The following is a 24013-nucleotide window of genomic DNA, read 5'->3' as shown; positions in this document are numbered from 1 at the left end:
GCGGGCGGAGTAAAAATCAGCATCCAATCACCAAGGGGTGTAACAACAATAAGAACATCTAGAGCTGGGGTATGGCAATGACGGGCTGTTGAAACAGTTCCGCAATGATACCGCTCGGCCTCTTATTGTGATGCCTTTCTCCATGCCATTCAGATCCAACACTCCCCTCAATGTTTTTCGATCGGCACCACCAGCATATCAACCGCAATATGGTTTATCGTGCGGCGCGTACTGGATACCAAACGGCTCCACATATCGTGGTGGTGACCAAAAATCACCAAATCAATCCCCTTCTCACTGATGGCATTGTTCAGCGCTTCGCATAGTTCACCACGGCCAATGATCACTTCACTGATGGGATACTCCGCCTGCTGCTGGATAGCGTTAAGCATGTTCTTTACTCGTTCGGTGAAAGTCTTATCGGTATAGTTGAATTCGCCACTACCAAACTCGCTATAGTGGTTAGCTTGCTCATCGATATAAATCAACGACAGTTTGGCCTGCAGTGCGCCAGCCAATTCAGAACCTTTACGCACCAGCAGTTCGGCATCGTCACTCAGATCGGTTGCAATAGCGATATGTTGATAAGTCATATTGTCGACCCTCCGTATTACCTAATACCCAGCCTGATAACCTACCTATTAATTCTAGTCTAGTCTGAGAGTAGCTGCTCATCCTCTTATCGTTCTACTACTGGAACAATCCATCTCGGCATCAGGCACTACTGCAAAATCTGCACGTGGCTAAACTCTCTCTTATGCACAGGACATCCCTGTTGCCACAGAGAATCATGTGACGAACAACCACTAATTGAGAGGATTGACGATGAGTACTCCAGCTAACTTTAATGGCCAGCGTCCTGTTATTGATGCCAATGATGCGGTGATGCTGCTGATCGACCACCAAAGCGGTCTGTTCCAAACCGTAGGCGATATGCCAATGACCGAACTGCGCGCCCGCGCTGCAGCATTAGCTAAAATCGCCACGCTGAGCCAGTTGCCAGTGATCACCACCGCCTCCGTACCGCAAGGGCCAAACGGCCCCCTGATCCCGGAAATCCATCAAAACGCACCACATGCCCAATATGTGGCACGCAGAGGCGAAATCAACGCCTGGGATAACCCTGAGTTTGTCGCTGCGGTTAAAGCTACCGGGCGCAAGACATTGATTATTGCCGGCACCATTACCAGTGTATGTATGGCGTTCCCGGCTATCAGCGCAGTCTATGAAGGCTATAAAGTCTTTGCTGTCGTTGATGCCTCAGGCACTTACTCCAAAATGGCTCAGGAAATCACCCTGGCGCGAGTCGTACAGGCTGGCGTCGTTCCTATCGACACCGCTGGTGTCGCTTCCGAGTTACAACGCACCTGGAATCGTGAGGACGCCATGGCGTGGGCAGAGGTCTACACCCATATCTTCCCGGCCTACCAACTGTTGATTGAAAGCTATACCAAGGCGCAGGAAGTGGTGCAAAACCAGGAAAAGCTGGACTCCCAAGCGTCTTAAGCGCCATAGCGTGCGTTAGCTAACCTATTGGTTCCCAAACGGGCGCGGCATGGTGCTGCGCCCCCGTATGTTGTGACGCCGGAGAGGGAATGTCTGCGGTCTTGGTTAACCGCTCCGCATCTAGCCCCCCAGCCCCATCTCCCATTACAGAAAGGTTCAGAAAATAAAGAAAATATATGATGGTGTGATATGCCTGGTAACTCCTTATACTCGGCCCTGTCGATAAGAAAAATCACCTGACCACCAACGCCCAACTCTTTCCCCTCCCATTCGACGCTTACTCTCAGATTAATCCAGACTTCGGCTTAATCATTTACCCGTGATTGGCCCTGAGTGCCGGAAACGCCACGCGCCATTATCAGGATAACGCAATGTCAATTTCACCCTCTGCCCGGGTCGCAAGCAGCAGCTTGATTGAACCGGGGGCGATTATCGGTGCGCGCGTCAGCATTGGCCCTTTCTGCATCATTGCAGCTGGCGTCGAGATTGGTGATGACACGGTGATAGCCTCTCATGTCAGCATTAACGGCCTCACCCGTATTGGCTGTAATAACGTTATCGGGCAATTTTCCACCATCGGCGAAGTGAATCAGGATTTGAAATATGCTGGTGAAGCGACGGACGTGGTCATCGGCGACAGAAACAGGATCGGCAAGAATGCGACGATTCATCGCGGCACCGCTCAAGGCTATCGGCGAACGACTATCGGCAATGACAACCTGTTCTTGAACAACGTTCACATTGGCCATGATTGCATTGTCGGCAATACCACGGTTATCGGTGATAACTCGGGGCTAGCCGGGCATGTTGAGCTGGATGATTTTGTGCAGATAGGCAATATATGCGCGATACATCAGTTTTGTCTGTTGGGTGCCCATGCCCATATCGCCCATCAGTCCGGCGTGGTGCAGGATGTTCCACCTTTTGTCAGTGCCAGTGGCAACCGCGCGGCCCCCATCGGTGTTAACGAGTCAGCGGCAGCCTTCCAAGCGCTGGACGATCGGCAACAGCAAGTGATCCAAGCCCTGTATAACATGCTGTATCACAATGCATTGGCGATCGATGAGGTGAAGCAGGAGGCGCAGCGCTTGAGCGAAATCTATCCGCTACTGCAATGGTTTACTTCTTTCTTCTCTCGCTCGGCGCGCGGCATTATCCGTTAGGTAATCCATTGATTATTCAGTGGAGCATGGCAGGCAAGCGGGCGCAGCATGCAGCGCCCCTACAATGCGTAGTCTACAGTCGTTTATTTAATTACCGCACGGCCAGTATTTTCGCTGGCAGACCAGATACGATAGCGCACCTCGACGTCCTTCGGCACGTAAACCACGATCGGCAAGCGGCTGTTATAGCGCTGCATCGCGGCATCCCCCAGATGAGCGGCAACGAACTCCTGACGCTTAGTATTATCCGGGCAAGCCATCATGGTAGAGGCCGGAGCCGAGAGCTTCGGCAGTACAAAATAGTTGTAACCCCAACCGGCCAGCGTTTTACTCTCCAGGTTGCCGCCCATCATGTGACGATTGCAATCCACTTCCAGCGTTTGGCCAATCAGCAGCTCAACCTTAAAGTTTTCTTCATTCTCCTGCTTGGGTAAATAAATGACCTGCCGGCTCATGCCCGGCTCTGCTTTCGGGAACGGTGCTACTTTTTCCAACGGCTGCATATTGAGATCGTCATTACTTGCGGTGGTTGCAGCAACGGCGCTGACAGACGCGGCCATCAGCAGGCTGGTCACTACCATAGAAAGCTTGTTCATTTTTTATCCTTACAATTCATAACCTAAATACCCAACTACGCTAGCATACTTTACGCCGTTAAATTATAGGTCAAATCTGGATATCACCCTCAGACCCCTGCCATCCATTAAGGTTTTCTTAAGACGGGATGATTACAGTAGCCTGATCCGTTACCGCCTATGAGCCTTCGTGTGAACCCATCAAACGCCAAACAATCGTCATTAAATCAATCCTCAACGGCTAGCCAAATTCAGACTGACGCCCTTTACTCCTTGCCCGCATCCTTTTACCGTTGGCAAGCCTTTGGGCTGATGATGGCTGCGCTGCTGTTTATCTGGCTGTCACGCAATGAACAGTTGGATTGGGCAATCAGTAATTATTGGTATGACGCCGCCAGCCAGCGTTTTCCTTGGCAGAACAACTACTGGCTGGATCTGATCAACCATCGGTTGTTAAAGATTTCGGTGATCGCCGGAGCGGTGCTGGCGCTGTTTTGGGGCATTTATCGCCGTAATGTGCGGCTGATTGTCGCCATGCTGTTGATCGGCATTGGGCCGTTGGTGGTGGGGATCCTGAAGGCAACCAGCGCACACTCATGCCCTTGGGATCTGCTGGAGTACGGTGGTAAAGCGATGTCGTTTCCCCTGTTTGGCAGCACGCCAGCCTTTCCGGGGCCTGGCCGTTGCTTCCCCGGTGGCCACGCTTCCAGCGGCTTTGCCGTGATGGCACTGTTCTTTCTGTTTTATCCGCAACGCCCGCGCCTGGCTTACTGGTGCTGGCTGGGCGGCATCACGCTTGGCATGCTTATGGGCTTTGGCCAGGTCATGCGGGGCGCACATTTTCTTTCCCATAACCTGTGGGCCGGGTGGTGGGTTTGGTTCAGCCAATTGGCTGTTTATTGGTGTATTAGCGGCTATTTTCGCCGTAAGACGAGGTAATACTTAATGGAGCAGTTGAACTATCTTCTTTTCGCCTGGATCGATGCCACTCCGGCCAGCCCGGAATGGTTGATCGATCTTGCCACCTTCATCGCACGGGATCTGATCGTCATTATCCCGCTGCTGATTGTCGGCCTGTGGTTCTGGGGGGCGCATAGCCAACTGGCAGCACAGCGAGAAGTGGTAGCCAAAACGACCATTGCCCTGTTATTTGCCATGAGCGCTTCGGCCGCTATCGGTGCGCTGTTGCCCCATGAGCGCCCGTTTGTCACCGGCATCGGCTATACCTTCCTGGCGCATGCACCAGACAGTTCTTTCCCCAGCGATCATGGCACCGCCATCTTCACCTTCGCCCTGGCCTTCCTGTGCTGGCATCGTGTCTGGTCAGGTATTTTGCTGATGGTCGCGGCAGTCGCCATTGCCTGGTCCCGCGTGTTCCTTGGTGTGCACTGGCCGCTGGATATGGTGGGCGGTTTCCTGCTGGCCTGTGTAGGGTGTCTGTTTGCCCAATTGGTGTGGAACCTGTTTGGTGAGGCTATCGCCCAACGTCTGACGCGTCTGTACCATTTCCTGTTCGCCTTCCCGATCCGTAAAGGATGGGTGAAGGAGTAATACCTGCCCGCGGGGGGCTTGCCCCCCGCCAGCTATAGCATGCCGGTCGTCACGCGAAACTCCCGCATCTCCCCCGCTTTTAACATCACTGCCATTGGCATTGCTGCAACCTCTGGGCTGCAACTGGCCGGCTGGACAAACGCCGTCGCCCGCGAGTTGGCTCGTGGCCGCTGTAAGACGGCATAGCTGAATTGGCGGGTGGCAAAACGGGTTACATACCTTCTGCCGCACGGCGCCAGCATAAAGAACTCGGCCTGATCGACATACAGCGAGAGGTCGTCAGAGCAAATGACCCGCTGTGGATTATCACGGATATTGAGCGCACAGCCCGGCAGATTTTGGCGGAAAACGGCACCCTCTGCGCAGGCGTAGTTCATATGGCACATATAACTTAATGGCTGGGCCTGCTCGGCCAGGTTGTTGATCACCATTTCAATACTGAACTGTGTGCTGTTGGCGGCTAGCTGAACGGCCGGTTGGATGCGGCAAGGGCCATCGGCCGTGCTGGCTCGTACAGTGATTACCTCCTCCTCGACCTCCAGCCAGACATCAATCACCGGACCATAATTAGCTGGCAAGCCTTGGTGAGAGGCAAAGCAACCACGGGCATCATTACGCAGTGGCTGCGCCTGGCTGGCTTTTGCTTTGAGAGACTGGCCGTCAAACACCGCATCCCAAATCATCAAATCCTGGTAGGGCAATAACGTTAAGGTACCCCGCTGGTTTTGCAGCGCCAACGCGGCGATGTCACCAGGAAACATAAACGCGGTCACCGTAAAACCAGCGCCGCAATACACTTCATTCGGCTGTATGCCGAACAATCCAGGGCTCAGATTAATGATCGTCTTCATCTTCTTTCCTCAGGGAGCAGCCGTTGCTCAGTGAACGGATTGGTCAAGGTGTAATCTATGTTATTTAAATAACATTTACCAGCGCATTCTGTGGCAGGTTATGCTCATTAATTCCGCTTATGACTGAAAAATTAGTGTTAATACAGCTACCAATCACGATGTGACAATGTTAGGATTATAACATCACTAACATCCCAAAGCGTTATTACACCCACTGAGGAATTACCATGACTACTGAACAGATTGATTACGCTCGCTATATCGACCATACCCTGCTGGCTATGGACACCACGGAAAGCCAGATCAACCAACTGTGCGAAGAAGCGCGTCAGCATAATTTCTATGCCGTTTGCGTTAACTCGGGTTATGTCCCGTTGGCCGCTCACCTGTTGCAGGAAAGCAACGTTAAAGTATGCTCGGTTATCGGCTTCCCTCTGGGGGCTGGTTTGACCGTCTCCAAGGCTTTCGAAGCCAAAGCGGCCATTGCCGCCGGCGCCCAGGAAATCGACATGGTGATCAACGTCGGTTGGCTGAAAAGCGGCCTGAATGACGAAGTGAAGGCCGATATCGCCGCGGTGCGTGAAGTTTGCGCGGCTATCCCGTTGAAGGTAATATTGGAAACCTGTCTGCTCAGCGATGAACAAATCGTTGTAGTTTGTGAAATGTGTCGTGAACTGGATGTCGCTTTCGTTAAAACCTCTACCGGTTTCAGCACAGGCGGCGCTCGTGAAGACCACGTCAAACTGATGCGTGCTACCGTAGGCAGCGAGATGGGCGTCAAAGCCTCTGGCGCAGTGCGCGATCGCGCTACCGCAGGGAAAATGATTGCCGCCGGTGCAACACGTATCGGCACCAGCTCGGGCGTTGCGATCGTTTCTGGCGATGCAGCTGACACCGGTAGCTACTGATTTTCGCTAGCTCTATCTAGGTATAGCGACATCTAATGCGGGGTTGTGCCCTCAGTGCGAACTGGGTCTGCACTACTCCGCATTATTGTGTTGGAGCGAACGAAAGAAACTTTTGGCTCCTTTATCCCTTTCGGCCACACTTGAGAAACTTGGGGTATAAACCTGTAGGAAAAACTGATGGAAACCCGGCGCGACGAACGTATCAACCGGCTAGTTCAGGCTCTAAAGCGTTCTGACAAGATCCACTTAAAAGAAGCAGCCGCACTGCTCGGCGTCTCGGAAATGACCATCCGGCGCGATCTCAGTGCCGAACCTGCGGCAGTGGTCTTGCTTGGGGGTTATGTCGTAGCCGATCCGCGTATCAACGGGGTCACCAATTATTTTGTCTCCGACCAGAAAGCCAAACAGGTGGCGGAAAAGCGCCGTATTGGCATGTTGGCGGCACCGCTAGTCAACGAAAATGACACGGTGTTCTTTGACTGTGGCACCACCACCCCGGCCATTATCGACGCCATTGCCGATGAACTCCCCTTTACAGCCATTTGCCACTCACTCAACACCTTTCTGGCGCTGCAGGACAAGCCCAACTGCAAGGTGATCCTGTGCGGCGGCGAATTTAAACCGAGCAACTACATTTTTACCGCTGTTGGCCAACATAACGAGTTGGACCACATCTGCCCTAACGTGGCCTTTATCTCAGCGGCAGGCATCACTTTGCAGCACGGCGCAACCTGTTTCAATCTTGATGAACTGGCGATGAAACACAAAGTGTTGGACAAGGCGCAGCAAAAAATCCTGGTCGCCGACCACAGCAAATTTGCCCAAACCAAGCCTGCCTGCATCGGGCCGCTGGCATTGTTCGACAAAGTCATCACCGATCGCCAGCCTGACCCCGAATTCATCGACTTTTTCAACCAACACGCGGTCACTTTGCGTTTCTGATCTTGGCCTCACTGCCAATTTTATGCCGTGTCCCTGGTGCTACTTGAGGGGCGCGGTTGCCAATTTCTGGTTAAACTCAGGTTTTTTTTTAAGCAATTAAACTTAAATTATTCCTAATGGCCGATAATTACAGGTTAATGGATTGCAACAACTTGCCAGCGTTATTATTTCCCGCAGAACATTATTGCAGTAATTTGCATCAAATCTCCCCCGGATAAAATGGCTCCTTACCTTCACCAGCCTTGTTATGCTGCCTTTTGTTTAAAAATTATCAGCTATTTTTAATCAAATTATCAGGATTTATCCTTATTCATATGATGATTAAGAACGTCTTATTAGGTCCGTCATCTTCCAGCCATATTGACAATGAAAATCACTAAATAAGTGTAAAAACAATCAGATAAACATTTCCCCCTCAATAACAAAACGTGATCTAAATCACTAAAACAGCTTAATCCGGCATTTTAGCTAGATCCAAACCATCACATAAAATATATTGCTCGCCCTGCCACACAAGACAGGTTTTTATCCGGTTAAACATCATACAAACCGGATAAAGGTTGTGGGATTAGTGAGAACGGTTGCAGCATGATGTTTCGCACAAACGCGCAACATTTGCATGAAAATTTACAATAAAAGCCATTAACCGCACACATAACGCATTTGGGAGCAAGATCACGGTTGTTTCTGCTGTAAATCGTTATCTTGCCGCCAACAAAATCGGTGGGCAGTTGCTCCTCCGACAGAAACATCGGCGTTGACCCCGTTAACAGCAGAAACCATTTAGGCAGGTTAGCAACATCATTAGCCTGTTAAACAATTCAGAGGCGCAATTCAACCTCTAGTTGTAACAACTGATTTTACCACTGGCGGGATAGCAACTTATTTCACCAGCGGATTTTAAACTTAAGTTTTTCTTTTTATTTTAAATTATCGTGTTCACCTCGGAGATATTTATGGACACTACACAGACCGGCACTATCGCCTCTGCAGCCTCAGGTTCCAGCACGGCCTGGCGTAAATCAGATACCATGTGGATGTTGGGCCTCTACGGCACCGCCATCGGCGCTGGCGTCTTGTTCTTGCCAATCAACGCCGGTATCGGTGGTTTGATCCCGCTGATCATCATGGCCATCATCGCCTTCCCGATGACCTTCTTTGCCCACCGTGGCCTGTGCCGTTTCGTTTTGTCCGGCAAAAACCCAGGTGAAGACATCACCGAAGTGGTAGAAGAACACTTTGGTATCAGCGCAGGTAAACTGATCACCCTGCTCTACTTCTTCGCCATTTACCCAATCCTGCTGGTTTATAGCGTTGCGATCACCAACACCGTGGACAGCTTCATCACCCACCAGTTGGGTATGGCCTCGCCACCACGCGCCATCCTGTCGCTGATCCTGATCGTTGGCCTGATGGGCATCGTGCGTTTCGGTGAGCAGGCGATCGTGAAGACCATGAGTATCCTGGTATTCCCGTTTGTTGCGGTGCTGATGCTGCTGGCGCTTTATCTGATCCCTAACTGGAGCAGTGCCATCTTCGAAAACGTCTCACTGGCCGGTTCTGGCGGCAGCCTGGGCCACGGCCTGGTGATCACCCTGTGGCTGGCAATCCCGGTTATGGTGTTCTCGTTCAACCACTCACCGATCATCTCCGCCTTTGCTGTAGCAAAACGCGAAGAGTACGGCGTGGACGCTGAGAAGAAATGTTCCCGCATCCTGGGCTATGCACACATCATGATGGTGCTGACCGTGATGTTCTTTGTTTTCAGCTGCGTGCTGAGCCTGTCCCCGGCGGATCTGGCCGAAGCCAAAGCGCAAAACATCTCCATCCTGTCTTACCTGGCTAACCACTTTAACAACCCGGTGATCGAGTACATCGCACCAGTCATCGCTTTCATCGCCATCACCAAATCCTTCCTGGGCCACTACCTCGGTGCTCGTGAAGGCTTTAACGGCATGATTGCCAAATCGATGAGAAGCCGTGGCAAGACTATCACCACCAACAAGCTGAACCGCATCACTGCCATCTTCATGCTGGTGACCACCTGGATCGTTGCCACGCTGAACCCAAGCATTCTGGGCATGATCGAGAACCTGGGTGGCCCAATCATCGCGATGCTGCTGTTCCTGATGCCGATGTATGCGATCCGTAAAGTGCCTGCCATGCGCAAGTACAGCGGCCATATCAGCAACGTATTTGTGGTCGTGATGGGCCTGATTGCCATCTCCGCCATCCTGTACACACTGTTCGGTTAATAGCGCTCAGCCGGTGCCCAATGGCACCGGCTATCTCGAATCTCCCCCTCCTACCCCGCCGCGAACTCAAGCATGACCCATATGCCCCCTAAACGGCAGGCTGAGGGAATTAACTTCAAGAAGGAAGCGAGACTATGGTCAGCGTTTTCGATATTTTCAAAATTGGCATCGGCCCTTCCAGTTCCCACACCGTCGGCCCGATGAAAGCCGGTAAACAGTTTGTCGATGATTTGCAGGCTGCCGGGCAACTCCACGATACAACACGGGTGGCGGTTGACGTCTACGGCTCACTGTCACTGACGGGTAAAGGGCACCATACCGACATCGCGATTATTATGGGCCTGGCGGGCAATCTGCCCCATGACGTGGACATCGACAGCATCGCCGGCTTTATTCGTGATGTGGAACAGCGTGGCCGCCTATTGTTGGCAAAGGGTGAGCACGAGGTTGATTTTCCACAGATTGGTGGCATGAACTTCCACAGCACTAACCTGCCGCTGCACGAAAACGGCATGTCGATCAGCGCCTATGCTGGCGATCGGTTGCTGCACAGCAAAACCTATTACTCCATCGGCGGCGGATTTATCGTTGATGAAGAAAACTTCGGCCAATCGGCCAACAATAGCGTCGCGGTCCCCTACCCTTATCGTTCCGCGCTGGATTTGCAGCAGCACTGCAAAGATACCGGGCTGTCACTTTCCGGGTTGGTGATGCAGAACGAACTGGCATTGCGCAGCAAAGCAGAGATCGAAGCGCACTTTGCCGACGTCTGGCAGGTGATGCGTGCCGGTATCGAACGCGGTATGAATACCGAAGGGTTGCTCCCCGGCCCGATGAAAGTACAGCGCCGTGCCGCCGCCCTGCGCCGCATTCTGGTAACCGGTGACAAGAACAATATCGACCCGATGAACGTAGTGGATTGGATCAATATGTTCGCGTTTGCGGTCAACGAAGAGAACGCTGCGGGTGGCCGAGTTGTCACGGCACCCACCAACGGAGCCTGCGGTATCATTCCAGCGGTGCTGGCGTATTACGACCAGTTTATCCGCCCGGTGAACACCAACTCCTACAGCCGTTACTTCCTGACTGCCGGTGTGATAGGCACGCTGTACAAGATGAATGCTTCCATCTCCGGCGCCGAAGTGGGCTGCCAAGGGGAAGTCGGCGTGGCCTGCTCGATGGCGGCAGCTGGTCTGGCGGAGTTGATGGGCGGTAGCCCGGCACAGGTTTGTATCGCCGCAGAGATTGCCATGGAGCACCATCTGGGGCTGACCTGTGATCCCCTGGCCGGACAGGTTCAGGTGCCTTGTATCGAACGTAACGCGATTTCTGCCGTGAAGGCAGTCAACGCCGCACGTATGGCACTGCGTCGCACCAGCGAGCCACGCGTTTGCCTGGATAAGGTGATCGAAACCATGTACGAAACCGGCAAGGACATGAACTCCAAATACCGCGAGACATCACAGGGCGGATTGGCCATCAAGGTTGTGGCGTGTAATTGATTTTTTGCCCGCTGAAGTAATCGCTGTTTCCCCTCACCCCAACCCTCTCCCACAGGAGAGGGAGCTGTACGGAGTTACATTCAGGTACAGGCGTTAATCTGTGGCACTGCGTAGTAGCGTTGCCTGTGAGGTCAAACACGAGAGTTTATTTGTAGCACGGTAAGTCCCCTATCCCTTTTGGAGAGGGAGCTGTACGGCGTTACATTCAGGTACAGGCGTTAATCTGTGGCACTGCGCAGGGGCGTTGCCTGTGGGGTCAAACACGAGAGTTTATTTGTAGCACGGTAAGTCCCCTCTCCCTGTGGGAGAGGGAGCTGTACGGAGTTACATTCAGGTACAAGCGTTAATCTGCGGCACTGCGTAGTGGCGTTGCCTGTGAGGTCAAACACGAGAGTTTATTTGTAGCATGATAAGTCCCCTATCCCTTTTGGAGAGGGAGCTGTACGGAGTTACATTCAGGTACAGGCGTTAATCTGTGGCACTGCGTAGTAGCGTTGCCTGTGAGGTCAAACACGAGAGTTTATTTGTAGCACGGTAAGTCCCCTATCCCTTTTGGAGAGGGAGCTGTACGGAGTTACATTCAGGTACAGGCGTTAATCTGTGGCACTGCGTAGTGGCGTTGCCTGTGAGGTCAAACACGAGAGTTTATTTGTAGCGCGACAAGTCCCCTCGCCCTTTGGGAGAGGGAGCTGTACGGAGTTACATTCAGGTCTGCGGCACTGCGTAGTGGCGTTGCCTGTGGGGTCAAACACGAGAGTTTATTTGTAGCACGGTAAGTCCCCTCTCCCTTTGGGAGAGGGTTAGGGTGAGGGGTATATTGGCCGAGGATCAGCCGAAAATACCGCCAAACCACTGGGTCAGCTTCATCATCACAAAGTCCCACATGCGGCTAAAGAAGTTCCCTTCCTTCACTTCCTGCATCACCACCAGCGGGTGCTGATCGATAGTTTTGCCATCCAGCTGGAAATCGATGGTGCCTACCACCTGATTTTTGGCCAGCGGCGCTTCCAGCGTCGGTTGGTTAAGCTTGTAGCTGGCCTTCAGGTTTTTCATCTGCCCCTTAGGAATAGTCACGGCGGCATCCTTCGCCACGCCCAGCGGCACTTCGCCCACGTCGCCAAACCACACTTTCTGCGTCACAAAGGCTTTATCGGCCTTGATCGGCGTTGCGGTTTCATAGAAGCGGAAGCCCCAGGTCAGCAACTTCTCGCTTTCGCTAAAGCGCACACGGTCACTCGGAGCCCCTAGCACCACCGAAATCAGGCGCATTGGGCCATCGGTGGCCGAGGCGACGAGGTTATGCCCAGCCCCGCCGGTGTAACCGGTTTTGATACCATCCACATTCAGGTTGGTGCTCCACAGCAGGCGGTTACGGTTTATCTGGCGGATCTTGTTGAAGGTGAATTCTTTTTCTTTATGCAACGCGTACTCATCCGGCACGTCGCGGATCAGCGCCTGGCTCAGCAACGCCATATCGCGTGCGGTGCTGTACTGCCCTTCGGCATCCAGACCATGCACGGTCAGGAAGTGGGTATTTTGCAGGCCGAGGGACTTGCCATAATTGTTCATCAAGCCAACGAACGAATCCTGGCTACCCGCCACGAAGTCTGCCAAGGCGATGCTGGCGTCGTTACCTGACTGGATGACAATGCCTTTATTGAGTTCCGATACCGGCACCTGATCGCCGGGTTTGATAAACATCAAAGAAGAACCACGCAACACCGGGTTGCCGGTTGCCCAGGCATCTTTGCCCACGGTGACCAGATCGTCCGGTTTGATCTTACCGGCTTTCATCGCCTGGCCAATCACGTAACTGGACATGATTTTAGTCAGGCTCGCGGGATCTAGACGGGTATCCGCATTACCTTCTGCCAGGATCTTGCCGCTGTCGTAATCCATCAATACATAGGCTTTCGCATCGACCTGCGGTGCGGCCGGAGCCTCTGCTGCCTGTACGGTAGGCACAACCAACAACATGACACCTACGCTGAGGGCCAATTTACCAAGAGGAGTGGAACGGTTATTTTTCATCATGACGTCGCCAGAGTGTCCATTCAAACCATTGAAATAGCGTTAACTTTCAAACATGTTCACGTTTTCAGCCAACCAGCGAGAGTGGCACGAGGCCGCGCTGCCAACCGCGAAATACCCAGCGGCTCCCATTTGGGCCAACGCGGCACCGAAAGTGCCCTCGTTGTGAGTTTATTAGATTGCTCTTATTTTTGCAGGGTTTAGGCTGATTTTTCTGCATTTTTACATAACTGTACGTTACCGCAGAGAAATTGGCTGGAAATCAGGCTATGTGCCAGGTTATGCAAACTTTCAACAAACCGTCGCCGCACTGTCATCAAAGTTACTTATGCTCTGAGCATTTCACCGCGGCAACTGGTTCACAGCCGCGCGTATCCGTTATCCTATAGCCCGCAGCATTCCTTGCCGGAGAAATATTGATGGATTTAGCCCTGTTCGACCTGGATGAAACCCTGATTGATGATGACAGCGCCAGCCTTTGGGTTCGCTGGCTGGTAGCCGAAGGATTCGCACCGGCAGAGTTGGAACGCCAAGAGCAGCTGTTGATGCAATCCTATTATCAGGGCCAGCTGTCGATGGAAGATTATATGCAGGCAACGCTGGTTCCGCTGGCGGGTCTGAGTACCCAGACCGTCGCTGGTTGGGTGCAGCGCTATATTCGCCGGGATATCCTGCCCCGCGTCTACCCCGCGGCACGCGAACGCATGCAATGGCATCGCGAACGCGGCGACTGCATTCTGGTGATTTCAGCAACCGGTGAACATCTGGTTGCCCCCATCGCCGAGCAACTGGGGGCCGATGGCGCGCTGGCTATCGGTGTCGAAGTGTCAGAGGGCCGTTTTACCGGCAAGACCTACGGCACCATGACCTATCAGCAGGGTAAGGTCATCCGCCTGCAACAGTGGTTACAGCAACACCCTGAACTGCAATTTGCCCATAGCCACGGCTATAGCGACTCCATTAACGATAAAGCCATGCTGGAATACGTCGACAGCGCCACCGTTATCAACCCGAATAGCGATCTTGGCGCGTTGGCAGAGCTGCACGGTTGGGAAGTCTGCCACTGGGAACGCTGATTTCAAGGTGACAAAAACGGCTTTGTAGCGTAGGTATGAGAGTTACTTTTATCTGTCGATGAAGAGGTGCTTTGTGCTGACCATTTGGGGCCGTGAAAATTCTAACAACGTCAAGAAAGTGCGCTGGTGTGCCGCTGAGTTAGGGCTGAATTACACCCATATCAACGCCGGTGGTGCCTACGGCAAGGTTAACGAAGAACCTTACCGATCGCTCAACCCCAACGGTCTGGTACCGCTGTTGCAGGATGGGGATTTCGTGCTGTGGGAATCCAATACCATCGTGCGTTATCTGGCGGCCAAGTTCGGCCAGACGCCATTCTACCCGCAGGATCTCCAGGCTCGCGCTGCGGCAGAAAAATGGATGGACTGGAATACCTCAACCATCACCGGCCCCTTCCGCAACGTGTTCTGGGGCATGGTTCGCACTCCGCCCGAAAAGCGTGATATGGCCCTGATTGAGGCTGGCATTGCTGAACTGGAGCAACACTTTGCTATCATCGAACGGACGTTGGCTGAGCAGCCTTTCCTCTCAGGCCAAGAGTTCGGCATCGGCGATATTCCGCTCGGCAGCTTTGTTTACGCCTGGTTTTCCATGCCGATCGAACGCCAGCCCAGCCCGCATATGGAACGCTGGTATCAGCGGTTATGCGCACGCCCTGCTTACCAGCACGCGGTGATGATACCGCTCACTTAATTGCCACAGTGCCCCTACCGAGGCTCTTCGTACAACGCAGGGCTAGACGACGAAATCGTGCGGCGGATTATCCGAATGAACTCCAGAGAGGTCATCACCGCCGCCGATCTCAAACTCATCTGACTGGGCGCTAATCGCGCCCAACCCGCAGCAGTTTCCCATTACTGTCATCGGTCAGCAGATAAAGGTAACCATCCGGCCCGACGCGCACGTCGCGAATACGCTCATTGCGATCGCCCAATAGCCGCTCTTCTGCCACTATTTTGTCACCGTCCAGCGTCAAACGGATCAGATCCCGTTGTGCCAACGCGCCAATAAACAGAGAGTGCTGCCATTGGGGGAATCGCGGGTTATCGTAAAACGCCATCCCGCTGACCCCCGGCGAAACTTTCCAATAATTCAGCGGCTGTTCGGTTCCTGGCACAACCTGGCCCTTAGCTTCAGGGATGGCTAACCCTGAATAATTAATTCCATAGGTCGCTATCGGCCAGCCATAGTTTTTGCCCGGTAGAGGAATATTGATTTCATCACCGCCGCGTGGGCCATGCTCATGCTCCCAAATCTCCCCACTCCAGGGGTTCAGCACCAATCCTTGCGGATTGCGATGGCCATAAGACCAAATCTCCGGTCGCTTGCCCTTTTGGTCAACAAACGGGTTATCGGCGGGTACCTTGCCCTCTGCCGTTAGCCGAACAATTTTGCCTTGCAGTTTGTCCGTTTCCTGAGCCGTCGCTCGTTGGTTGTTTTCACCCAAGGTAATAAACAGATAGCCCTGGCGATCAAAGGCGAGTTTAGAGCCAAAATGGTTGCCGGTAGACAACTTGGGCTGCTGGCGAAAAATGACACGAAAATCTTCCAGCTGTTTATTGTCTGCACTCAGGCGCCCATAACCGACAGCGGTACCGGCCTTGTCTGCATCCCCTGCCTCTGCAAAGCTAAGGTAAACCCGGCGGCTAGTGACAAAATCCGGAGCCAGCACCACGTCTAGTAATCCTCCTTGCCCCTGCGCATAGACGTCTGGCACACCGGTTATTGGTGAGGAAAGCCCGGCAGACGGCTGCCATAACCGCAAACGGCCAGGACGTTCCGTTATCAGGATACCGCTATCGTTCGGCAAGAAGGCCAGCGACCAGGGATGCTCAAGGCTGTCCTGTAATTCAGTCACTACCGGTGCCGCATGCAGCAGGCCATTGCCGAACAGCAACCAACCCGCAATCAAAAAAGGCCGCAACATGTCATCTCCTTAAATTGGTAGAGTCCAATGAGTTTAGCCCAGACGGTAAAGTTCGTGCTTTAATCTAAATTTCAATATGTTGCATTTTTTCTTTGCTGTGCTTAAGTTAGTTGAACCGTCCAGGAGGCACAATGAAGATCACCGTAACAGACGCACTACAGCCAGAAGAAACCGCAGAAATCCGTAACCATTTGATGGCCTATAATCATCAATTCGTCGGCGATATTCTGAATAAGAACATCGGGGTATTTGCCCTGGATGATAACGGCAATAAGATTGCTGGCTTAACCGGCAGCACCGTAGGCCGCTGGCTGAGCATTGAGCTGCTATGGGTTTCCGATACATTGCGGGGTGAAGGGGTCGGCAGGAAAATAATCCAGGCGGCCGAACAGCAGGCGATTGCCGCTGGGTGCCGCTATGCTCGGGTAGATACTTTCAGCTTCCAGGCTCGGCCATTCTACGAAAAACTGGGCTATCAGCTTCAGATGACGCTACACGATTATCCGGTAGAACATGAACGCTATTTCTTCACCAAAACCCTCACAGACTGACAGGTAACGCGATGGAAACCCAAGCAATGGTAATCAACTGCGTGGCGTACAAGGCCGGTAAACGGCTGACCGACGTGACGATTGAAGATATCAGTGAAGTGGTCAAGGAGCCGGACACCTTTATCTGGCTGGGCTTGTGGCAACCGGAAGACGCGTTCATGCGCAAGATCCAGGAGGAGTTCGGCCTGCACGATCTGGCGATCGAAGACGCCTTATGTGCCCATCAACGGCCGAAAATAGAGACCTATGGTGACTCGCTGTTCATCGTGGTGAAAACCGCACAGTGGATGAAAGAAGAAGTCGAATACGGTGAGACCCACTTTTTCGTTGGTAAAAACTTCCTGATCAGCGTGCGCCACGGTGCTTCTTCCAGCTATGCGCCTATCCGCGCCAAGGCAGAGGAAAACCCCAAGCAACTGTGCCACGGGCCTGGTTTTGCGCTGTATTCGGTATTGGATTTTATCGTCGACAACTATCGCCATATCGTCGGCAAGTTCGAAACGATGATCGAAGACATTGAGTCCAACATGTTCAGGTCGGAGTTTGACGAAACCGCCATCGAAAACGTCTACAGCCTGCGCCGCCACCTGCTCGGCCTGCGTAATGCCGCCCTGCCGATGGATGAGATCTGCAACCAACTGATCCATCTGCATGAGGATGTGATCCCTAAAGAATTGCGGGCCTACGTTCGCGACGTGCAGGACCATACCCGGCAGGTCGCCAGCACGATAGATGATATGCGCGAAATGCTGACCAACGCCATGCACGTCAATCTGGCATTGGTGACCGTCAAGCAAAACGAAGTGGTTAAGCGATTGGCAGGCTGGGGGGCGATCCTGGCCATTCCAACGGTGATCTTCAGCCTGTACGGCATGAACTTCTCGGATATGCCCGAATTGAAGTTCCCCTGGGCTTACCACACCACGCTGGGCGTCACCGTCGCCGGTTGCTTCTTCCTGTACCAAAAACTCAAGCGTTCCGGCTGGTTATAGATCCGTACTGGCATTACTCAACTGGATACGCGACGTAGGGGCGCTGCATGCTGCGCCCGCTTATCTCCATGCTGCGCCTACTCAGATAATCAATGACTCCAGTTTCAGGAGTTAGCTACTGCAAAATACCAGTGCAAAACTCTCGATGGCGAGCCAGATGTTCTCTCAGTGGCCAATCGCCCTTGGAATTTGGCAGATCAATCCTTCGGCCTAACAATTCTGCATACTCGGAATCTAATAACATAGGGGCCAAACAGACTTGAAAATCATCATCAAGCCAAAGTAGGCCTTTATCAAAAAGCGTATGAATATCGGTTTTAAGGAGAATTCCGTGTTTTGCCTCACAATGCCATGCTCCTGCGTAAGGCCTGATATGTGCAGCCTCAAGCAATGCCGTAATAGTTGAGCCCGTTACGGGACATTTTCCCTGATAGGCCGCCATTAGCCGCCGTCTAAAGATAGGTTGCCCTTCGCGAATGACAGCTTCACGCATTGCCCTCACGCGAGCATCGTTGAAATCATCATCTGTTGTTTCTGTGTCATTGTCGCAAGTTTCAATACGGAGTTGGTGCATGATCGCATCGGTATGCCACGGATCTACAATCTTAATCGGGGTCTTTCCATCATCAGCTATATCCCATACACCATGCAATTCAGGAATATATTCGACATAGCGCGTAGCTCTCAGCTCTCCTGAACGGTAAAAGGTATCACAAGGATGCCCCTTATCGCTTCGCGTATCTGTTCTTCCTTGTAAATAGCGATATCGATGATTACTGTTCACAGTTAACGCGTCCAACTGAATGCGAATTTCATTCGCTTTTAGTGGGGCGTTGCTATTCATTATCCAATTTATTACATCGATGGCTGAAGCCTCGCCTAACTTTCGAACAGCATAAACAACTCTGAGTCGGTTAGGTTCAAGGTACTCATCAGGAATCTCATGATCATCAAGCAAAGTATTACTACTAAATCCATGATAACGCATCCAATCCCCCCATTGTCGCGAATGGGTGCTAATCCCAACCCTGTCAGGTTCACGTCTGTTGATCTCTGCCTTAAATTCTTGACTGGTTGGTGCCCGACCTAATTGAACATACAGATCGTGGCAGCAATCCCAAACAGCCCTGACCCGTTCCCCATCGGGATAACCTGTTTTACTCAAACTCATAAAGTATCCTTTTGCCTTATTTTTGCGGCCGCCAGCAGCATTGTTTGGTATCAAGCTTACCCTTTTAGAAAAATCCGATTTCCAACCAATGCCACAAACAGAGATACCTATACGAAATTTCACCCAACAGCTAACGATCAGTTCCGATTGCGAGATTTTCCCGAGGATCCAGAACAAACGCAAAACATAGCTATGATATTGATTATTATATTAATTAATAAAAAAACTGATACACCCTGATGAATCCCCAAAGAATATAGCTTTCATTTTGGGGATAAAAGCCTCCTTGCAAATGTAGGCAAGAAAGCTTTTTTATTTCGCTTAAAGTTGCTTAATTGGATAGGTATTTTTGGTACTGGAGCCATCACTATACGTTTCAGTGACCGTTAAATCCCCCCCACTGATTGAGTATTTCACGACACTATCCATAGGATCATCACGCCAACGACCAATGCTATCAGGGTTATCTGAAGCCCATAAAACTTGATCGCCGATTAGCTTGCACTTGATACCCCAACGGGAGTTATCGTCCTTCCTAATGTAATGAACATAAGCTATACCTGATTTAACCTTGTCCAATTTCATGATCTTGTGATCGCGGCCGAACATAGAAGCAGCTGCGGCCTTACAGGCCTTCCCCACATCAGCCTCTGCTGCATATAACGGTGAACTGAACAATAACGAAAGTATTAACAACTTCTTCATAAAAAATCGCTCCTTAGTCTAACCATACGTTTCTGCTGTTATCGTCATCCGTGCGAACAACTTTACCTTAAACGTTGTAACAACCTAGTGAGAGTCTACGCATAAGCGAGATTGAGCTCGTTGAGAGAGTTAACCCCATTAGAATTCCGGACCTCTTAGCTTGCTTCCTGTACCAAAAACTCAAGCGTTCCGGCTGGTTATAGATCGCCATCAAAACGGCTTATACTGCTATAGCTGAGACTGCTGCTGATGCGTCTAGACGGGTGCAGCATGCAGCGCCCCTACGGTCGAACAGTTTGGCCGTTAAAAATCCGGCCACTTTGTCATCAATCTAGGCCGTTTTTGTTTACGCCGCCAACATATAACGGTGTAATTTCCCGTTGCCCAAGTGTAAAATCCGCCCGTTTCTATTTTGGATTGAGCTATGTCACAAACTATGACCCCAAAAGCCCCCCGTGTCGGCTTTGTCTCACTAGGTTGCCCGAAAAACCTGGTTGATTCTGAACGGATCCTGACTGAACTGCGTAACGAAGGTTACCAGGTAGTGCCTCGCTATGATGATGCCGAGCTGGTGATCGTGAACACCTGCGGCTTTATCGACAGCGCCGTTCAAGAGTCACTGGAAGCGATCGGTGAAGCCTTGAACGAGAATGGCAAGGTGATTGTGACCGGCTGCCTCGGTGCCAAGGAAAACCAAATCCGTGAGGTGCATCCGAAGGTCCTGGAAATTACCGGGCCGCACAGCTACGAACAGGTTTTGTCCCACGTTCACCAATATGTGCCGAAACCGGAACATAACCCCTTTACCAGCCTGACCCCGGCGCAGGGCGTGAAGCTGACGCCAAAGCACTACGCCTACCTGAAGATTTCCGAAGGCTGTAACCATCGCTGCACCTTCTGCATCATCCCATCGATGCGTGGCGACTTGGACAGCCGCCCGATCGGCTCCGTGCTGGATGAAGCCAAACGCCTGGTGGAATCTGGGGTGAAAGAGCTGTTGGTGATCTCACAAGACACCTCAGCCTACGGCGTCGATGTCAAACACCGTACCGGTTTCTGGAACGGCCAGCCGGTAAAAACCAGCATGGTCAGCCTGTGTGAGCAGCTTTCCAGCCTGGGTGCCTGGGTGCGTCTGCACTACGTTTACCCTTACCCGCACGTGGATGACGTGATCCCGCTGATGGCAGAAGGCAAGATCCTGCCTTATCTGGATATTCCACTGCAGCACGCCAGCCCGAAGATCCTCAAGCTGATGAAACGCCCTGGCGCGGTTGAACGCACGCTGGAGCGCATCAAGCGCTGGCGCGAAATCTGCCCGGAGCTGACGCTGCGCTCCACCTTTATCGTTGGCTTCCCTGGGGAAACCGAAGAAGACTTCCAGATGCTGCTCGACTTCCTTACCGAAGCCAAGCTGGATCGCGTTGGCTGCTTCAAGTTCAGCCCGGTAGAAGGTGCTGCCGCTAATGAACTGGCTGACCCAGTGCCAGAAGAGGTGAAGGAAGAACGCTTCCATCGCTTTATGCAGCTGCAGCAGCAAATCTCCGCCCAACGCTTGCAAGACAAGATTGGCCGCGAAGTGCTGGTGCTGATCGACGAAGTGGATGAGGAAGGTGCTATTGGCCGCAGCATGGCGGACGCACCGGAAATCGACGGCGCGGTCTACCTCAACGGTGAAGCCAATGTCAAAGTCGGCGACATCGTCAAAGTGAAGATTGAGAACGCCGACGAGTACGATCTCTGGGGTTCCAAGGTCTGATTTCGACCACCGCGGAAAACAATAAAGGGGTTAGCAGCAATGCTAACCCCTTTATTTATTGGTGAACTACCAGCTAGTTACTTTTCGTCCGGCAGAGCATAAGCAATGACATAGTCACCCCGCTCTACGGCCTGACGAGCACCACCAGCGCTGATGATAATGTATTGCTTGCCGTTCTTCGGCGACACAAAGGTCATTGGGCCGGACTGGCTGCCCACTGGCAGGCGCTCTTTCCAGATCTCTTTCCCAGTTGCCGTATCGAAGGCACGCAGGTAGAAATCCTGAGTACCAGCAAAGAACAGCAGACCGGATTGAGTAGACAGGCTAGCACCCAGCGTTGGCATGCCCACTTCCATAGGCATACGCATTTTGATGCCCAGCGGCCCCGTATCCTGCACCGTACCTACCGGAACCTGCCACACCAGCTTGCCAGACTTCAGGTCTACCGCTGACATGGTGCCAAACGGTGGCTTCTGGCATGGAATGCCCAGTGGGGAAAGGAAGCGTTCACGGATCGCACCGAACGGCGTACCGTCCATCGGAACCAGACCCATTTCGATGCCGCTGGCGCCGGTCGGCACCTTGCTGCGTGGCACCATCGAGTTGGCCAGCCCCAAACGCATATCGTTAACAAACATGATGGCATTGTTCGGATCCACCGAAACGCTACCCCAGTTCATCCCGCCCAACGAGCCAGGATATTGTAGAGCACGGTCGATACCCGGCGGTGTATAGACGCCCTGGTGACGCATCCCTTTGAACTCGATACGGCACAGCAGTTGATCGAGCGGCGTTGCGCCCCACATGTCTGACTCGGTCAGCGTCTGGTTGCCAATATTCGGCATTCCCACCGAGAACGGCTGGGTTTTGGAGTAACGTTCGCCAGGCACATTGCCCTGCGGTACTTCACGCTCTTCCACTTTCGCCACCGGCTGACCGTTCTCACGGTTGAGCATAAAGATCATGCCCTGCTTACTGGTTTGCACCAGCACGGGTGTCGTGCCACCCTTACCATCTGGCAGATCGTACAGTAACGGTTGAGACGGCAGGTCAAAGTCCCACAGATCATGGTGCGTGGTTTGGAAATGCCAACGCACTTTGCCGCTGGTGGCATCAACAGCCACAATGGAAGAACTGTATTTATCATCCAGCGCGGTACGCTCGCCGCCAAAGAAGTCAGGGGTGGCGTTACCGGTCGGCAGATAGATCAGATTCAGTTTGGCGTCGTAGGACATTGCGGACCATACGTTCGGCGTACCGCGCGTATAGGTTTCACCCGCTGGTGGCAGCTTGGTAATGGCCGGATTACCCGGATCCCATGCCCAGGCAAGTTCACCAGTATGCACATCATAAGCACGCACCACACCAGGAGGTTCGCCGGTAGAGAAGTTGTCCGCCACGCGGCCACCGACGACCACCAGGTTACCCGCCACCAATGGGGTTGAGGTTTGCTGGTAATAACCCGGTTTAACTTCGCCCATGCCCGCTTTCAGATCGACGGTGCCGTTATCACCAAAGTCGGCGCAAGGTTTGCCGGTATCGGCATCAATGGCAATCAAACGCGCATCGATGGTTGGCAGGAACAGACGGCGTTCGCACATGGCTGGTGCCGTAGCGCTAGCGGCAACCACTGGCGATGAGGCAGGCTGAGCCGCATTGTCGTAATAACCCAGGCCACGGCAGCGCTGCCAGTTAGGGGCTGAGGCTTTAGGATCGAATGACCACTGTTGTTTGCCGGTATCGGCCTCCAACGACAGCACTTTGCCGTAGGCGGTACAGACATACAGGGTATTGCCGACCTGCAGCGGAGTATTCTGGTCTTCAGCGCCGGAACCGTTGCTTTGTGGAATATCGCCGGTATGGGCAATCCACGCCACCTTCAGCTTGCTGACGTTAGACTTGTTGATCTGATCCAGCGCGGCAAAACGGTCACCGTGGGTGGTATTCCCCCAATGTTCCCAGTTTTTCTGCTCACTACCGGCAGCCACCGGTTTAACCGGGATATCTTCCTTGGCCGCCACCAGTGGCGTAGGCACAAAGGTGTAACCAAATCCGGCCACCAGCGCAACCGCCAGCAACCCAGCCAAAGAATAGCTGACGAAGCCGCGAACCGGATGACCGGCACGTTTCTTCAACCATGGATAGGCCAACGCGGCCAGGAAGGCCAGCACGCCGAACATAAACAAGCGTGAGAACAACGGCCAGAAATCCAGGCCAACATCCCACAACGCCCAAATCAGGGTGAACACAAAGGCCAGCGCATACACCCATATGCCCGCAGGTTTGAGCTTGATCACCAGTACCGCAGCGATCAGCATCACCACGCCCATCAGCCCAAAATAGAGGCTCCCCCCCAATGAAGCCAGGTAAACGCCGCCGATTGCCAGCGCGAGGCCGATGACACCCATCAGCCCCCCCAGCAGCCACATCAAGTAATTCCCTATACTTCGTTTATTGCCTGTCTTTGCCATATTCACTTTCTCCCACCGCTAGCAACGCGCAAATTTTGGCGCACTCACTGGTGTAATAAATAACCATCCCAAGATAACA

21 protein-coding genes are annotated in these 24013 nt (G+C 52.7%); 13 read left to right on the top strand and 8 right to left on the bottom strand.

Annotated elements, in window-relative coordinates; all coding sequences use genetic code 11:
- Window positions 1-167: 167 nt before the first annotated feature.
- Entirely contained in the window at window positions 168-593 is a 426-nt protein-coding gene (locus WN53_RS17480; protein ID WP_024485549.1) for a universal stress protein, read from the bottom strand.
- A gap of 232 nt (window positions 594-825) precedes the next feature.
- On the opposite strand from WN53_RS17480, the gene WN53_RS17475 reads away from it, so the two are divergent.
- Both WN53_RS17475 and lpxA read left to right on the top strand, forming a co-directional pair.
- The gene (locus tag WN53_RS17475; RefSeq protein ID WP_024485550.1) at window positions 826-1506 is read left to right on the top strand and encodes an isochorismatase family protein; all 681 of its coding nucleotides are present in this window, start codon (window positions 826-828) and stop codon (window positions 1504-1506) included.
- Window positions 1507-1877: 371 nt separating this feature from the next.
- Window positions 1878-2669: an acyl-ACP--UDP-N-acetylglucosamine O-acyltransferase gene (lpxA, locus tag WN53_RS17470; RefSeq protein WP_024485551.1), complete on the top strand. Its 792-nt coding sequence runs from the start codon at window positions 1878-1880 to the stop codon at window positions 2667-2669.
- An 83-nt stretch (window positions 2670-2752) separates the two neighbouring features.
- On the opposite strand, the gene eco is transcribed toward lpxA, so the two are convergent.
- The gene (gene eco, locus WN53_RS17465) at window positions 2753-3265 is read right to left on the bottom strand and encodes a serine protease inhibitor ecotin (protein ID WP_046808133.1); all 513 of its coding nucleotides are present in this window, start codon (window positions 3263-3265) and stop codon (window positions 2753-2755) included.
- 159 nt (window positions 3266-3424) lie between these two features.
- Here eco and WN53_RS17460 point away from each other — a divergent pair, with 159 nt between their 5' ends.
- Together WN53_RS17460 and ybjG are read left to right on the top strand one after the other, a co-directional pair.
- Window positions 3425-4183 carry a phosphatase PAP2 family protein gene (locus WN53_RS17460; protein WP_099049926.1) on the top strand — a complete coding sequence of 253 codons (759 nt, stop codon included), beginning with the start codon at window positions 3425-3427 and terminating at the stop codon, window positions 4181-4183.
- A gap of 6 nt (window positions 4184-4189) precedes the next feature.
- Window positions 4190-4795 carry an undecaprenyl-diphosphate phosphatase gene (gene ybjG / locus WN53_RS17455; RefSeq protein ID WP_024485553.1) on the top strand — a complete coding sequence of 202 codons (606 nt, stop codon included), beginning with the start codon at window positions 4190-4192 and terminating at the stop codon, window positions 4793-4795.
- A 32-nt stretch (window positions 4796-4827) separates the two neighbouring features.
- Here the strand turns inward: ybjG and WN53_RS17450 are convergent, their stop codons facing one another.
- Window positions 4828-5646, bottom strand: a complete 819-nt coding sequence (locus WN53_RS17450; RefSeq protein WP_024485554.1) for an aldose epimerase family protein — start codon at window positions 5644-5646, stop codon at window positions 4828-4830.
- Between the two features lie 227 nt (window positions 5647-5873).
- Between WN53_RS17450 and deoC the strand changes: the two genes are divergently transcribed.
- The 4 genes from deoC (at window position 5874) to WN53_RS17430 (ending at window position 11253) form a co-directional block, all read left to right on the top strand.
- Window positions 5874-6554: a deoxyribose-phosphate aldolase gene (gene deoC / locus WN53_RS17445; RefSeq protein WP_024485555.1), complete on the top strand. Its 681-nt coding sequence runs from the start codon at window positions 5874-5876 to the stop codon at window positions 6552-6554.
- A 177-nt stretch (window positions 6555-6731) separates the two neighbouring features.
- Window positions 6732-7496: a DNA-binding transcriptional repressor DeoR gene (gene deoR / locus WN53_RS17440; protein WP_024485556.1), complete on the top strand. Its 765-nt coding sequence runs from the start codon at window positions 6732-6734 to the stop codon at window positions 7494-7496.
- A gap of 956 nt (window positions 7497-8452) precedes the next feature.
- On the top strand, window positions 8453-9751 hold the full coding sequence (locus WN53_RS17435; protein ID WP_024485557.1) for an HAAAP family serine/threonine permease: 1299 nt from the start codon (window positions 8453-8455) through the stop codon (window positions 9749-9751).
- Window positions 9752-9885: 134 nt separating this feature from the next.
- Window positions 9886-11253, top strand: coding sequence for an L-serine ammonia-lyase (locus WN53_RS17430; RefSeq protein WP_024485558.1), 1368 nt, complete (start codon window positions 9886-9888; stop codon window positions 11251-11253).
- An 828-nt stretch (window positions 11254-12081) separates the two neighbouring features.
- Here WN53_RS17430 and WN53_RS17425 read toward each other — a convergent pair.
- On the bottom strand, window positions 12082-13287 hold the full coding sequence (locus WN53_RS17425; RefSeq protein ID WP_024484085.1) for a serine hydrolase: 1206 nt from the start codon (window positions 13285-13287) through the stop codon (window positions 12082-12084).
- Window positions 13288-13703: 416 nt separating this feature from the next.
- Between WN53_RS17425 and WN53_RS17420 the strand changes: the two genes are divergently transcribed.
- Window positions 13704-14360 (top strand): HAD family hydrolase, encoded by a 657-nt coding sequence (locus WN53_RS17420; protein WP_024484086.1) that lies wholly within the window; start codon window positions 13704-13706, stop codon window positions 14358-14360.
- 73 nt (window positions 14361-14433) lie between these two features.
- Complete coding sequence (locus WN53_RS17415; RefSeq protein WP_024484087.1) at window positions 14434-15054, top strand: glutathione S-transferase family protein; 621 nt, start codon at window positions 14434-14436, stop codon at window positions 15052-15054.
- Between the two features lie 130 nt (window positions 15055-15184).
- Here the strand turns inward: WN53_RS17415 and WN53_RS17410 are convergent, their stop codons facing one another.
- Window positions 15185-16288: a PQQ-dependent sugar dehydrogenase gene (locus WN53_RS17410; RefSeq protein WP_046808132.1), complete on the bottom strand. Its 1104-nt coding sequence runs from the start codon at window positions 16286-16288 to the stop codon at window positions 15185-15187.
- Between the two features lie 131 nt (window positions 16289-16419).
- Between WN53_RS17410 and WN53_RS17405 the strand changes: the two genes are divergently transcribed.
- Together WN53_RS17405 and WN53_RS17400 are read left to right on the top strand one after the other, a co-directional pair.
- Window positions 16420-16839 carry a GNAT family N-acetyltransferase gene (locus WN53_RS17405; RefSeq protein ID WP_024486982.1) on the top strand — a complete coding sequence of 140 codons (420 nt, stop codon included), beginning with the start codon at window positions 16420-16422 and terminating at the stop codon, window positions 16837-16839.
- A gap of 11 nt (window positions 16840-16850) precedes the next feature.
- Window positions 16851-17831: a magnesium and cobalt transport protein CorA gene (locus WN53_RS17400; RefSeq protein WP_024486983.1), complete on the top strand. Its 981-nt coding sequence runs from the start codon at window positions 16851-16853 to the stop codon at window positions 17829-17831.
- A gap of 115 nt (window positions 17832-17946) precedes the next feature.
- On the opposite strand, the gene WN53_RS17395 is transcribed toward WN53_RS17400, so the two are convergent.
- Both WN53_RS17395 and WN53_RS17390 read right to left on the bottom strand, forming a co-directional pair.
- Window positions 17947-19125 (bottom strand): HNH endonuclease, encoded by a 1179-nt coding sequence (locus tag WN53_RS17395; protein ID WP_235167098.1) that lies wholly within the window; start codon window positions 19123-19125, stop codon window positions 17947-17949.
- Between the two features lie 198 nt (window positions 19126-19323).
- Entirely contained in the window at window positions 19324-19707 is a 384-nt protein-coding gene (locus WN53_RS17390; protein ID WP_046808131.1) for a hypothetical protein, read from the bottom strand.
- Between the two features lie 424 nt (window positions 19708-20131).
- Here WN53_RS17390 and rimO point away from each other — a divergent pair, with 424 nt between their 5' ends.
- Window positions 20132-21463 carry a 30S ribosomal protein S12 methylthiotransferase RimO gene (gene rimO, locus WN53_RS17385; protein WP_024486320.1) on the top strand — a complete coding sequence of 444 codons (1332 nt, stop codon included), beginning with the start codon at window positions 20132-20134 and terminating at the stop codon, window positions 21461-21463.
- A 77-nt stretch (window positions 21464-21540) separates the two neighbouring features.
- Here the strand turns inward: rimO and WN53_RS17380 are convergent, their stop codons facing one another.
- On the bottom strand, window positions 21541-23934 hold the full coding sequence (locus WN53_RS17380) for a glucose/quinate/shikimate family membrane-bound PQQ-dependent dehydrogenase (RefSeq protein WP_024486321.1): 2394 nt from the start codon (window positions 23932-23934) through the stop codon (window positions 21541-21543).
- Between the last annotated feature and the right edge of the window lie 79 nt (window positions 23935-24013).

It is taken from the genome of Serratia fonticola (assembly GCF_001006005.1).
GTDB classification, from domain to species: domain Bacteria; phylum Pseudomonadota; class Gammaproteobacteria; order Enterobacterales; family Enterobacteriaceae; genus Chania; species Chania fonticola.
This window is presented reverse-complemented; position numbering and strand designations above follow the sequence as displayed.